Source organism: Micromonospora sp. NPDC049836 (genome assembly GCF_044465125.1).
Taxonomy (GTDB): Bacteria; Actinomycetota; Actinomycetes; order Mycobacteriales; family Micromonosporaceae; genus Micromonospora.
Window position 1 is genome coordinate 158,414 of record NZ_JBITLH010000006.1, and the last position, 13,431, is coordinate 171,844.

A 13,431-nucleotide genomic window follows, 5' to 3' on the forward strand; every position below is an offset into this window, starting at 1 on the left:
GTGGACCTCAGCGGGTCGTAGCTCTGTAGGCGGGGAAGAAGCCGGTCGACAACAGGTCGTTGGTGGATATGCCGAGTTGGCGTGCTCGCACGTCCACCAGTGCTGCGTATCGCTCCGGATCGACCACGACGGACCCCGTCCAGAACTGGGTCCGGAATCCTCCAAAGGAGCGTTTGAACCGGAACAGTCCGTCGTCGGGCCGCAGGCCGCCGCCGAGATGAACGAGGTGGCACCCGTGCTCCGCGGCCCAGGCGAGGATCGTCGAGACGAGTAGGTTGTTGGCGCCGATCCGGCCAGCCGACAGGTCCGATCCGGCGAGGTGGTAGTGGGCGCGGTCCCGATGACGAAGGACGAGCGCGCATGCCACGACGGCGCCGCCGGTATCGCGAACCTCTGCCAGGTGCAGCGCCTTGCCCAGCCCGTCGGCCAGTGCCTGGTAGTAGACGTCGGGAAACAGATACCAGGGCTGGCTCTCCAGCCGGATCATTGTCGACTCGTACAGCCGGCGGAAGGGAGCACCCGCGGCGAGGTCAGCAGGAGCAGCCGGTCGGACGGTGGCGCTCAGTCCCGCATTGCGGGCTTTCCGGATCGCCGTGCGGGAGCGCCCTTCCATGCCGCCCCACACGGGGTCTGGACCGTCGGACACCCGGACGGTGATCGTGTCCTGCCGCCGGGTCAGCTGCACCTGTCCAAGTGCCCGAACCGCGTCCATCGACGCGGGATCGAGTGGGGAGAAGCGCAGGAAAACGGCGACGGTGCGGGTCTGCCGCCAGTGGTCGACCGTGCGGCTCCAGAACCGGGCCACGTCGGTGGCCGAGCAGCTGGCATCGACGTGGACACCGGCATATCCGTAGGGGGTGGCGGCGTCCACGTCGATCTCGCTCGCCGGGCGCGACACGTAAGGCAGGATCAACCGGTCCTGTTCATGAACGACCTGCCAGGTGCCGGAATCCACCAACGCTGTCGCCGCGCCGTATGCCGCGGTGAAGTACACATCCGGGCAGTCGGCGTCGAGCAGGCCGGAGTCACCGCTGGCGCCACCCGTCGCGAACACCCTCATCGGCTGGCCAGAAAGCTGTCGATCGCGTGCTCCACGCGTGCACGCTGGGCCTCGTTCGCCGCCGAACCGCTGGGCAGGGCCAAGCCGGTGGCGAAGAGCCGCTCGGCGGCTCCGGTTACCGCGGCCTCGACACCGGCGTGAACCGGCTGCAGGTGCATCGGCATCCAGACCGGTCGGGTCTCGATGTGCCGGTCGCGGAGATAGGAGGCCAGGTCATTGACTGACCATCCCGCCTCGTGGGGGTTGACCACGATGACGGTCAACCAGAAGTTGTCACCTGGATCGCCCTCGCCGAGAAGGTGGACTCCAGGTACGGACGCGAAGCTCTTGGCGTACAGCTCCCGCATGTCCCGCCGGCGACCGATCATCGCATCGAGACGCTGTAGCTGCGCCCTGCCGATCGCCGCCAGGATGTTGCTCAGCCGATAGTTGTAGCCGATATCGGTGTGCTCGTAGTGCGCCACCGGCAGCCGGGCCTGTGTCGCCAGGTAGCGGACCCGGGTTGCGAGAGCGGCGTCGTCGGTGAGGAGCATTCCGCCGCCCGACGTGGTGATGATCTTGTTGCCGTTGAAGGACAGCACGCTGGCCTGCCCGAAGGACCCTGCCGCCTGTCCCGCCCGGGATGCACCGAGCGCCTCCGCCGCGTCCTCCAAGACGGGCACACCGGCCGCGGCACAGACGGGAAGTAGCCGCTCGTAGTCCGCGCACCGACCGAACATGTCCACCGGGATCACCGCGGCCACCCGCCGACCCTCATGTCGCAGTCGGGCGAGCACCTCGTGGAGCAGGCCGACGTCGATGTTCCCCGTCAACGGGTCGCAGTCAACGAAGAAGGGACGGGCGCCGGTGTAGACGACCGCGTTGGCGGTCGCCGCGAAGGTGAGCGTTGGCACGATCACCACCTGGTTCGGTCCGGCGCCGAGTGCCAGAAGTCCCAGGTGCAGAGCGGCCGTCCCGGAGTTGGTCGCCACGGCGTACGCCCTGCCCAGCCGGCGAGCCACGTCCGACTCGAAGGCGTCGACCTCCGGCCCGAGCGGCGCCACCCAACCCGACCTGATCGCCGACAGCACGTACTGCTCCTCAAGGGAGCCAACGTCAGGCGGGGAGAGGTGGATGGTCTCGCTCGTCATGGGTGCCACCAACTTAGTCGGTCAACTCTGGATAAAACGCTTGTATGAGCTGTCAATGCAAGGAAACTCATCAAACCGCACAGCACTGATCCTGTTGAACAACCTCCGCAGCCGGCCAGGGGACACGGCTCGGCGGCCAACCGGTGAGGGGGACCGGTGCGGCCGGCGAATCATCGCGCCGCCAAGCCAGCCCAACGCAGTGGCTGATCTGTTGGCCGGCCACTCGGCAAATGCTCGGTGCGAAGGCGTCGAGCGGCCTCAACTGAGCGGGACGACACCAAACTGCGGGCCCGGGCGAACGTCCCAGGCCGCACGCTGGCTGGCCGTCAGCGTCGCGGCACCGGAAGGGCCGGCCGCGTCGCAGAGGAGGGCGAGTCGCGCGACGATCTTCTCCGGTTCCTCGTACGGGTCGAGGCCGTCGACCTCCATCGGGTGCAGCGGCGGCACCGACACATGGGAGATCAGCGGGTGCAGCGGCCGAAGGTCGGTCTCCCCGTTGCCGAGCAGGTCCTCGTGGAGCTTCTCACCGGGGCGCAGCCCGGTGTAGACGATCGGTACCGAGCTGGAGGCCTGCTCGGCCATCCGCCGGGCGAGGTCGGCGATCCGGACCGGCTCACCCATGTCCAGCACCAGGGCCTCCCCGTCCCGGCCGATCTCCGCGGCCTGCAACACAAGCTGGACGGCCTCCTGGATCGTCATCAGGTAGCGGGTCACATCCGGGTGGGTCACGGTCAGCGGCTTCCCGGCCTCGATCTGCCGCTGGAACGCCGTCACGACCGATCCGCGACTGCTGAGCACATTGCCGAACCGGACGCTGAGAAAGGTCCCTGGCATAGCGGACGCGGCGTGCGCGGTCAGCCGCTCGGTGATCCGCTTCGTGTAGCCGAGCACACTGATCGGATTGGCGGCCTTGTCGGTGGAGATGTTGACGAACTTGGCCACGTCCTGGCAGGCCTCCAACACCGACAGCGTGCCGAGGACGTTGGTCATGACGGCCTCGCCCGGGTGGCGCTGAAGCAGCGTCAGGTGCTTGAGCGCCGCGGCGTGGAAGATGATGTCCGGGCGGCGCTCCCGGATGACCCGTCGGATGCCTTCTTCGTCCCGCAGGTCGGCGAGGATCAGCTCCGGGCCGTCCAGCATGGCCCGTCCGGAGAGCGACATCTGGAGGCCGTGCAGGGCGGACTCGTCCCGGTCCAGCATCATCAGCTCGCCGGGGTCGGCCTGCATCAACTGGCGGCACAGCTCCGAGCCGATCGATCCGCCGGCGCCGGTGACCAGGATGCGCCGTCCGGTCAGGCTGTTGGTGCTCAGCGGCAGATCGCCGACGACCTGGCGGCGCCCGAGGAGGTCGCTGATCCGCACGTCGCGGACGTCGGTGACGGTGATCCGGTGATCGACCAGGTCCCGCACCGGGGGCAGCACCTTGAACGCCGCGCCGGTCTGCAGGGTGGCCTCCCGGATCTGGCGGATCAGGGCCGCGTGCGCGTTGGCGACCGAGAAGATCACGGTGGCGGCGCCCGTGCGTCGTACCGCGGACGCGATGTCGGCCTGCCCGCCGAGCACACGGACGCCAGCGACTCGCAGATTGCGCTTGTCGGGGTCGTCGTCGAGGGCACCCACCGGTAGGTACCGGCCGCGCGGGTCGCTCAGCATCGCTCGCACCAGCCCTTGGCCGGCGTCTCCCATCCCGAACAGCAACACCGGGGTAGACGACCGGACGTCCGGTCGCATGGCGAGGTCGCGTCGATGCCGGTACGCGATCCGCGCACCGAGCATGAACAGCAGAGCCAGCGCGCCGCCCACCAGGGGGGTGCTCGCCGGTATCGGCCGGTCCACGATGGGTAGCAGGCCGAGGAGCATGATCGCCGCCGTCGTGACAGTGGTGCCGGCGATGCCCCGGACCTCCTGAAGGCTGCCGAGCGGATGCCGTCCGGAGTGGAGGCGACGTACCGCGGTCACCGACACGTACAACACCGCGGCCAGTACGCCGGCGCTGGCCGCTCTGCTGAGCTGGCCCGCCGGCAGCTGGAACTCGAACCGCGTCCACGCCGCGGCGACGAATCCCCCGATCCAGGCCGTCGCGTCGGTGGCGAGGAACGCAGCCGCACGTCGCCGGGCCCTGGCCCGGCGGGCGCGCTGGTCGGTAGGTCCGTTGCTCGCTGTTTCCGGCGGCATGTGTGCTCCCTGTTCCGTGTTCATCCCGGTATCTGTGGCGCCGGAGACGAACCGCTTCCATATGCATGACGAGCTGTGCGGTGCGTGGCGTTAGCTGACGTCGAGGACCGAGGGGGTGAGCTGCCTGACCGACGGCTGCCAGGGCTGCGGCGATCGCACCGCGGGGGGCACTGCCGCCAGCCGGATGGGAACGGCCAGGTCGAGCGATCAATGCTGTGTGGTCCCGCACTGATCGCTGCTGCCGGAACGACCGTCAATCCCGGCGGTCGCGCGACGGATCAGGCCGCGGTACGTTCCACCCCTTCACCGGAAGAAGCCCCAAAACCTCCTAAAAGGTTTTTATCAGACATTGAGCTCAGCGGAGTTGATTCGACGTAGTAAGCACCAGACCAGTCGGAACAACCCCCGATGCCGGGCCCAGGACACGGCCGTGGCGCATCCGCCACCCGGCGGGGCAGCGGCGGAACGGGAAGTAGTGATCTCGACGACCGTTCGGGCGATGGAAAAGCCGCCCGGTAGCGGCTACAAGCAGCTCAAGCTGGCCGAGCAGGATCTGAGCGGGCCTCGTCCGGTCGCCGGCAGAGGCAATCCCCCGAAGCGACTGGGACTCGCGGTCCCGGTTTCGACGACCAGCGGCACCGGGCTGGGCTGGGGGACCGCGCCGAACAACCGGGGTCGCAGCCAGCCCGGCACGGTCAGCGGGTGGAGTCGACCGTCAACGTCGACCGCTCGGGTACGGGCTCGGTCGACATGCCAGCCTCGCGGGCGCGTGCGATTCGTCCCGTGCCCGACGGGCGGGGGACGGCCCCCATGATCGGGATCAGCGCCAGTCGTCGCCCACATCGAGACGCAGGTTGAGCAGCGTCGCCAGCGGCACCGACTCGCCGTCCCGGCCGCCCCGCCCGACCACCAGCGGCGGCGGGGCGGGCGCGACATCCGTCCCGAACAGCCGCGACCGCAGGCTGGGCGGCACGGTGAGCAGGTAGAAGCGGCCTTCGGTGTCCACCGCCCGGCTGCGCGCCCGGTCCACGTACCAACCGGTGATCCGGGTCCGGTAGCGGCCCCGCCCGTCGTAGCCGGCCGCCGTCAGGCGCTCGGTGCGCAGCCCGCGCCGCAGCGCCTCGGCCGCGAATCGGGCCACCAGCGCCGCGGCCTGCCCCTGCTCGGTGGCGCGCTGCCGGGCGTCGGCCGCCGCGTGCGCCCGCACCGCGCGGCGCTGCCGCTCCCGCCACTCCAGGCCGTCGTCCCCACCCACGCCCGCGAGGGTACGCGCCGGCCTCGCCCGTCGTGTCGACGATTCCCGGGCGTCCGGCCTCCGCCGCCCGCCGAGGCCGGCGGCGGAGGCCGGACGCCCGGGCTCAGGCCAGGCCGGCGCGGCGCAGCGCGTCCGCCATGGCGCTGTTCTCCGGCGCCGGAGCCCCGCCCCCGCGCCCCTGCCGCTGCTGCGGCCCGCCCCGCGAGCCGCCCCGGTCACCGCGCGGACCGCCGCCGCCCTGACCGCCGGCGCCCTGGCCGCCGCGCGGACCGCCGCCGCCCTGGCCGCCGCCACTCTGACCAGCGGTACCCTGGCCGCCGCGCGGGCCGCCGGCGCCCTGGCCACGGCCGCCCTGACCGGCGCCGCGCTGACCACCCCGATCGTCCCGGCCGCCGCGTGATCCGCCGCCCTGGCCGCCGCGGTCGCGGCGTCCGTCACCGCCCGGGGCCTCGTCCTCCAGCCGCAGGCTCAGCGAGATGCGCTTACGGGGCACGTCGACGTCGAGCACCCGGACCCGCACCACGTCGCCGGACTTCACCACGTCGCGCGGGTCCTTGACGAAGGTGTGCGACATGGCGGAGACGTGCACCAGGCCGTCCTGGTGCACGCCCACGTCGACGAACGCGCCGAAGGCAGCCACGTTGGTGACCACGCCCTCCAGTACCATCCCCGGGGTCAGGTCGCTGATCTTCTCGACGCCCTCGACGAAGGTGGCCGTCCGGAACTCCGGGCGCGGGTCGCGGCCCGGCTTCTCCAGCTCAGCGAGGATGTCGGTGACGGTGGGCAGGCCGAACGTGTCGTCGACGAACTCGGTGGCGCGCAGCCCGCGCAGGATGGCGCTCTGCCCGATCAGCCCGCGTACGTCGGTGCCGGTGCGGGCGAGGATCCGCCGGACCACCGGGTACGCCTCGGGGTGCACGCTGGAGGAGTCCAGCGGGTCGGCGCCGCCCGGGATGCGCAGGAAGCCGGCGCACTGCTCGAACGCCTTCGGCCCGAGCCGGGGCACCTTCTTCAGCTCGGCGCGGGTGTGGAACGGCCCGTTGGCGTCCCGGTGCAGCACGATGTTCTCGGCCAGCCCGGCGCCGATGCCGGAGACCCGGGTGAGCAACGGCGCCGAGGCGGTGTTGACGTCGACCCCGACCGCGTTCACGCAGTCCTCGACCACCGCGTCGAGCGAGCGGGACAGCTTCACCTCGGACAGATCGTGCTGGTACTGCCCGACGCCGATCGAGCGCGGGTCGATCTTCACCAGCTCGGCCAGGGGGTCCTGGAGGCGGCGCGCGATGGAGACCGCGCCGCGCAGCGACACGTCGAGCCCGGGCAGCTCCTGCGAGGCGTACGCGGAGGCGGAGTAGACCGACGCGCCGGCCTCGGAGACCACCACCTTGGTCAGGTTCAGCTCCGGGTGCTGCTTGATCAGGTCACCGGCGAGCTTGTCGGTCTCCCGGCTCGCGGTGCCGTTGCCGATGGCGACCAGTTCGACGCCGTGCGCGGCGGCCAGGCGGGCCAGGGTGGCCAGGGAGGCGTCCCACTGCCGCCGCGGCTCGTGCGGATAGATGGTGTCGGTGGCCACCACCTTGCCGGTGGCGTCGACCACGGCCACCTTCACGCCGGTGCGCAGGCCCGGATCCAGGCCCATGGTCGGGCGGGTGCCGGCGGGCGCGGCGAGCAGCAGGTCACGCAGGTTGGTGGCGAAGACCCGGACGGCCTCCTCCTCGGCCGCCTGCCAGAGCCGCATCCGCAGGTCGGCGCCGAGGTGGATGAGGATCCGGGTACGCCAGGCCCAGCGCACCGTGTCGGTCAGCCACCGGTCGGCGGGCCGCCCCTGGTCGCTGACCCCGAACCGGCCGGCGATGGCCGCCTCGTAGCGGGTGGGGCCGGTGACCACGGCGTCGGAGTCGCCGTCGGCCTCCGGGTCCATGGTCAGGTCGAGCACGCCTTCCTTCTCGCCCCGGAACATGGCGAGGATCCGGTGCGAGGGGAGCTTCGTGAACGGCTCGGCGAAGTCGAAGTAGTCGGCGAACTTGGCGCCGGCCGTCTCCTGGCCCTCGCGTACCCGGGAGACCAGTCGGCCCCGCGACCACATCTGCTCGCGCAGCGTGCCGATCAGATCGGCGTCCTCGGCGAACCGCTCGACGAGGATGGCCCGGGCCCCGTCGAGCGCGGCGGCGACGTCGGCGACCCCCCGGTCGACGTCGACGAAGCCGGCGGCCGTGGCCCGTGGGTCCTGCGCCGGGTCGGCCAGCAGCGTGTCGGCCAAGGGCTCCAGCCCGGCCTCGCGGGCGATCTGCGCCCGGGTCCGCCGCTTCGGCTTGTACGGCAGGTAGATGTCCTCCAGGCGCGACTTCGAGTCGGCCGCCATGATCTGCGCTTCCAGGGCCTCGTCGAGCTTGCCCTGGCCGCGGATGGACTCCAGCACCGCGGCGCGCCGCTCGTCCAGCTCGCGCAGGTAGCGCAGCCGCTCCTCCAAGGTGCGCAGTTGCGCGTCGTCGAGCAGGCCGGTGGCCTCCTTGCGGTAGCGGGCGATGAACGGCACGGTGGCGCCGCCGTCGAGCAGCTCCACGGCCGCCCGCACCTGCCGTTCGGCGACGCCGAGCTCCTCGGCGATCCGCTGGTGCACAGACTGGGTCACGATCTGATCCGCCTTCTCGGGTGGGTTCGGCAGTCATTGTGCCGGTCGGGTCATCGCCGGCCGCGCCGCACCCGCCATGCCCCATCCGGCACACCGGTCCCGCCGGCGGGCAGGCGCATCACGACCCGGGGCACGCTGCGCTAGCGTGGCGATCATGGAACAAGCTGCGGATCCGCGGGCCCGGCGGCTCTTCGGGGGCAGCGCCCGCGCGCTCGGCGACCTGGCCGCCAGCCCGTTCCGGGCCGACCGGGACCGGATCGTCGGCTCGCCGTTCTTCGCCCGGCTCAACGGCGTCACCCAGGTCATCAGCCCGGGTGGCTCCGGGCTGCTGGTGCACAACCGGCTCACCCACAGCCTCAAGGTGGCGCAGGTGGCCCGGGCGATCGCCGAGCGGCTGACCGCCGACCCGGTCCACCGGGACCTGCTGGAGAAGCTGGGCGGATGCGACCCGGACGTGGTGGAGGCCGCCGCGCTCGCCCACGACCTCGGTCACCCGCCGTTCGGGCACCTGGGTGAGCGGGTGCTGGACCGGCTGGCCCGGCAGCGACTCGGCCTGTCGGACGGCTTCGAGGGCAACGCCCAGTCGTACCGGATCGTCACCAGCACCGAGATCCGCGGCGCGGCGACCACCGGGCTCGACCTGACCGCCGCCGTCCGCGCGGCGATGCTGAAGTACCCGTGGACCCGGCTGGACCACCCCGACCCGCACCCGCGGCACCTCGACCCGGCGCCCCGGGGCGCGGCACCGCCGCCCGACGACCCGGAGAGCGGGTCGGTCAAGTTCGGCGCCTACCGGACCGAGCTGGACGACCTGCGGCAGGCCCGCGAGCCGTTCGCCGGCCGGATGCCGGACTGGCAGCAGACCCCGGAGGCGTCGGTGATGGACACCGCCGACGACATCGCGTACGCCATCCACGACGTGGAGGACTTCTACCGGGTGGGGGTGCTCCAGCAGGGAGCGGTGGCCGCCGAGCTGATGGCCTGGCAGCGCGAGTACGGGCACCTGCGGTCGATCACCGCCTCGGCGTTGGAGGCCGCCGGCCGGCGGCCCGGGGCGGCGATCGAGCGGCTGCGCCGCCAACTGCACCGCAAGGACGCCTGGATCGCCGACGACGACGCGTTCGCCGCCGCCGTCGAGCACGTCCGGGAGGAACTGGTGGAGGGGCTGCTGGCGCTGCCCTTCGACGGCTCGATCGAGGCGGAGCAGTACGTCGCCCGGTTCTCCGCCCGTTGGTCCACCCGCTTCGTGGCGGCCATCACGGTCACGCCGGAGCCGGACGTCCGCTCCGGCCACGTGCGGCTCGACCAGGCGCAGTGGCACGAGGTGCAGGTGCTCAAGTTCGTTCATCACCGGTTCGTGCTGGCCCGCCCGGACCTGGCCCTGCACCAGCGCGGCCAGGCGCGGCTGCTGGGCACGCTGGTCGAGGCGCTGTGGGAGTGGCTGCTGGACCCGGACGAGGAGTCCCGGTTGCCCCGCCGCCTGCACGACCTGGTCGAGCTGGCGGAGGCGGAGTTGCACCCGCGCACCCCGGACCGGATCGGCCGGGCCCGAGGGCGGGCGATCGTCGACTTCGTCGCGCAGCTCACCGACGGCCAGGCGGTGGCGATGCTGGACGCGCTCTCCGGCCGCTCCGGCGCCCTCTGGACCGACGCCTTCGTGCTCTGACCGCCCGTCGGGCCGCGCCGGCTGGCGGTCTGGCTGGTCGGGGCGGCCAGCGCGCTGGGCTGGGCGGCGCTCAGGCGACCGCTTGCCACCAGCCGTCGACCGCCGGCGGGTCGTCCACCACCACCCGCTCACCCGGGCGCGGCACCGCCAGCCGGATGTCCCGCGCCTTCGCCTCGGCCCAGAGCCGGTCCACCGGCTCGGACCAGTCGTGCAGGGCCAGGTTGAAGGTGGCCCAGTGCACCGGGATGCACAGCCCGCCGCGCAGGTCCAGGTGGGCGGCGACCGCCTCCTCGGGGAACATGTGGATGCTCGGCCAGGCCCGGTCGTACGCGCCGATCTGCATCAGGGTGACGTCGAACGGGCCGTGCTCGGCGCCGATCTGGGCGTACCCGTCGAAGTAGCCGGAGTCGCCGGTGTAGAAGACCCGGCGGTGCGCGCCGGCGATCACCCAGGAACTCCAGAGCGTGCCGTCCCGGCGCAGGCCGCGGCCGGAGAAGTGCTGCGCCGGGGTGGCGGTGAGCGTCAGCCCGGCCACCTGGTGGCGCTCCGCCCAGTCCAGCTCGATGATCCGTTCCTCGGGTACGCCCCAGCGGTCCAGGTGCGCGCCGACGCCGAGCGGCACCACGAACGGCGCGGACTGGTGGGCGAGCAGCGCGCGCACGGTGGTCATGTCGAGGTGGTCGTAGTGGTCGTGCGAGATGAGGATGGCGTCGAGGCGGGGCAGCTCGTCGAGGCGGACCGGCGGCTGGTGGATGCGGCGCGGGCCGACCAGCGCCGACGGGGAGCAGCGGTCGCTCCACACCGGGTCCAGCAGCACCCGGCGCCCCTCGATCTCCACCAGGGTGGTGGCGTGGCCGTACCAGACGACGCCGAGCTCGCGGGCGGCGTCGGCGGGCGCCGGGTCGGCCGGGCGCAGCAGCGGGACCGCCGCGGTGGGCCGGCGCTTCTGCTTGCCGAAGAGCAGTTCCTTGAGCAGGTTGCGGCCGGGATCGGCGATCGTCGTCCGGGTGCCCGCCGGATTGTGGAAGGTGCCGTCGCGGAAGCGCGGCGAGCGGGCCGCCCGCTCGGCGCGGGCGCCGCGCAGCCGGCCGCCGAGCTGGGCGGGCACGTCCCGGGCCGCCCAGGCCAGGCCGCTCACCGCGGCCAGGCCGGCCATCCGCCACAGCCGCCCACCGAGGGCCCGCTCGATCTCCCGGTCCGCTGGTTCCCGCATGTTCCGTCCCTCCGCCGTCTCCCGCAGTACACCGTAGCCACCCGGGACCCGCTCCGCTTCCGCGCTCAGCGCAGCCGGCGCAGCACCGCGCCGCCGACCGCCGCCGTCGCGCCGCCGACCGAGCGGACCACCTGGGGCAGGTCGGGCAGCCAGCCGCCGCGTACCGCCGCGCTGCCCGGGTCCGGGGCGAACAGGACGCCGTCGTGCGGCGCGACCGGCTGCCGGGACAGCCCGGCGAGCCGCATCAGCGGCCCGACCAGCACGTCGTAGACGCCGGGCAGCAGGGTGAAGCCGAACCGCATGACCACGTTGAGCCGGCCCACGGAGACCTCCCGGCGGGGCCGGTCGACGCAGTGCGCGATGGCCCGGGCCACCCGCTCCGGGCTGCTGACCGGCGGCGGGGGCCGGCCGGGCCGGCCCAGGTAGTTGCCCGCCCGCCGGTAGATCGGCGTGTCGACGCTGCCCGGGTTGACCAGGCAGATCCGTACGCCGGGGGTCTCCCGGGCCTCCTGCTGCAACGCCCGGGCCAGCCCCTGCAGACCCCACTTGGCCGCCACGTAGCCGCTCATGTAGGGCGCGGTGATGTGCCCCAGCACCGAGCCGGTGAGCACGAGCGTGCCGCCACCGGCGGCCCGGAAGCGGCGCAGCGCGACCCGGGCCACCTCGGCGGCGGCCAGCAGGTCGGTGCGGACCACCTGGTCGAAGACCTCGGCGGGGGTCTCGTCGAAGCGGCCGTAGGCCATCACGGCGGCGCTGTGCACCCAGGCGTCGATCCGGCCGAACTCCGTCTCGGCCGCGCCGGCCAGCGCGGCCACCGCGCCGGGCGAGGTGATGTCCAGGGGTACGACCAGCACGTCGGCGCCGGCGGCCCGGCACTCGTCGCGTACCTCGGCCAGGCTGGCGGGGGAGCGGGCCGCGAGGACCAGACGGTCCCCGCGGCCGGCGAACTCCCGGGCCGCCGCCCGGCCGATCCCGCTGGTCGCGCCCGTGAGCACCACCGTCCGGCTCACGGTTCGAGCACGACCTTGACGCAGCCGTCCTGCTTCTTCTGGAACATTTCGTACGCCTGCGGCGCCTGGGCCAGCGGCAGCCGGTGGGTCCGCAGGTCCTCGACGCCCAGCGGGTCGTCGCCGCCGGCGAGCAGCGGCACGATGTCGTCGACCCAGCGCTTCACGTGGCACTGGCCCATGCGCAGTTGGATGCCCCGGTCGAACATCTCCATCAGCGGCATCGGGTCCTGCTCGCCGCCGTACACCCCGGAGACGGAGACGGTGCCGCCGCGCCGGACCGCCTTGACCGCGGCGTGCAGCACGACCAGCCGGTCCACGCCGACCTTGTCGGTCATGGTCTGGGCCAGCTTGTCCGGCAGCAGCCCGGCGGCGGTCTGGGCCACCTTGCCCAGCGGCGCGCCGTGCGCCTCCATGCCGACCGCGTCGATCACGGCGTCCGGCCCGCGCCCGTCGACCAGGTCGATCAGCGCGCCGGGCACGTCGTCCAGTTCGCTGACGTCGAGCACCTCGATGCCGTGCCGGCGGGCCATCTCGAGCCGCTCCGGGACCAGGTCGAGCCCGATCACCCGGCCGGCGCCGAGGTGCCGGCCGATGCGGGCGCAGAACTGGCCGACCGGGCCGAGACCGAACACGGCGAGGGTGCCGCCGGGCGGGGTGTCCGCGTACCTCACCGCCTGCCAGGCGGTGGGCAGAATGTCGGAGAGGTAGAGCCAGCGCTCGTCCGGGCCGGTCTCCGGGATCTTGATCGGGCCGAACTGCGCCTGCGGGACGCGCAGGTACTCGGCCTGCCCGCCGGGGACCGAGCCGTAGAGCGAGGTGTAGCCGAACAGGGACGCGCCCTTGCCCTCGCTCTTCACCTGGGTCGTCTCGCACTGGGCGTAGAGCTGGCGCGCACACATCCAGCAGTGCCCGCAGGAGATGTTGAACGGGATGACCACCCGGTCGCCGGGCTTGAGCCGGGTCACCCCGGGACCGACCTCCTCGACGATGCCCATCGGCTCGTGCCCGAGCACGTCGCCGGGCTTCAGGTAGGGGCCGAGCACCTCGTACAGGTGCAGGTCGGAGCCGCAGATGGCGGTCGAGGTGATCCGGACGACCGCGTCGGTGGGCTCCTCGATCCGGGGGTCCGGGACGTCCTCGACGCGGACGTCCCGCTTGCCGTGCCAGGTCAGTGCCTTCATGCCGGTATGTCCCCTCTCCGGTGCCGTCCATCGGACTGCTACCCGCAGGGGACGGCTTGAACCGGGCGGCGGCCGGCCCCGCGGTGGGCGATCGGGGCAGAGGTTTCCG

At 72.7% G+C, this 13,431-nt stretch carries 9 protein-coding genes; 1 reads left to right on the forward strand and 8 read right to left on the reverse strand.

Translation table 11 applies throughout. From position 1 onward, the window contains the following. Nucleotides 1-7 precede the first annotated feature (7 nt). From ACIBPB_RS18120 to ACIBPB_RS18140, 5 genes are all read right to left on the reverse strand, one after another. Complete coding sequence (locus ACIBPB_RS18120) at nucleotides 8-1,060, reverse strand: GNAT family N-acetyltransferase (protein ID WP_396840727.1); 1,053 nt, start codon at nucleotides 1,058-1,060, stop codon at nucleotides 8-10. Further along, nucleotides 1,057-2,190 carry an aminotransferase class I/II-fold pyridoxal phosphate-dependent enzyme gene (locus ACIBPB_RS18125; protein WP_396840728.1) on the reverse strand — a complete coding sequence of 378 codons (1,134 nt, stop codon included), beginning with the start codon at nucleotides 2,188-2,190 and terminating at the stop codon, nucleotides 1,057-1,059. The genes ACIBPB_RS18120 and ACIBPB_RS18125 overlap by 4 nt, the downstream gene beginning before the upstream one ends. A 258-nt stretch (nucleotides 2,191-2,448) precedes the next feature. After that, on the reverse strand, nucleotides 2,449-4,365 hold the full coding sequence (locus ACIBPB_RS18130; RefSeq protein WP_396840729.1) for a polysaccharide biosynthesis protein: 1,917 nt from the start codon (nucleotides 4,363-4,365) through the stop codon (nucleotides 2,449-2,451). Nucleotides 4,366-5,185: 820 nt separating this feature from the next. Then, on the reverse strand, nucleotides 5,186-5,620 hold the full coding sequence (locus ACIBPB_RS18135) for a hypothetical protein (RefSeq protein ID WP_396840730.1): 435 nt from the start codon (nucleotides 5,618-5,620) through the stop codon (nucleotides 5,186-5,188). 103 nt (nucleotides 5,621-5,723) lie between these two features. Continuing rightward, the gene (locus ACIBPB_RS18140; RefSeq protein ID WP_396840731.1) at nucleotides 5,724-8,252 is read right to left on the reverse strand and encodes a Tex family protein; all 2,529 of its coding nucleotides are present in this window, start codon (nucleotides 8,250-8,252) and stop codon (nucleotides 5,724-5,726) included. Between the two features lie 154 nt (nucleotides 8,253-8,406). Here ACIBPB_RS18140 and ACIBPB_RS18145 point away from each other — a divergent pair, with 154 nt between their 5' ends. After that, nucleotides 8,407-9,918, forward strand: coding sequence for a deoxyguanosinetriphosphate triphosphohydrolase family protein (locus tag ACIBPB_RS18145; protein WP_396840732.1), 1,512 nt, complete (start codon nucleotides 8,407-8,409; stop codon nucleotides 9,916-9,918). A gap of 70 nt (nucleotides 9,919-9,988) precedes the next feature. Here the strand turns inward: ACIBPB_RS18145 and ACIBPB_RS18150 are convergent, their stop codons facing one another. From ACIBPB_RS18150 to ACIBPB_RS18160, 3 genes are all read right to left on the reverse strand, one after another. Then, the gene (locus tag ACIBPB_RS18150) at nucleotides 9,989-11,131 is read right to left on the reverse strand and encodes an MBL fold metallo-hydrolase (RefSeq protein WP_396840733.1); all 1,143 of its coding nucleotides are present in this window, start codon (nucleotides 11,129-11,131) and stop codon (nucleotides 9,989-9,991) included. Nucleotides 11,132-11,196: 65 nt separating this feature from the next. Next, on the reverse strand, nucleotides 11,197-12,141 hold the full coding sequence (locus tag ACIBPB_RS18155) for an SDR family NAD(P)-dependent oxidoreductase (protein WP_396840734.1): 945 nt from the start codon (nucleotides 12,139-12,141) through the stop codon (nucleotides 11,197-11,199). Then, complete coding sequence (locus tag ACIBPB_RS18160) at nucleotides 12,138-13,322, reverse strand: zinc-dependent alcohol dehydrogenase (RefSeq protein WP_396840735.1); 1,185 nt, start codon at nucleotides 13,320-13,322, stop codon at nucleotides 12,138-12,140. Before ACIBPB_RS18160 ends, ACIBPB_RS18155 begins: the two co-directional genes overlap by 4 nt. Between the last annotated feature and the right edge of the window lie 109 nt (nucleotides 13,323-13,431).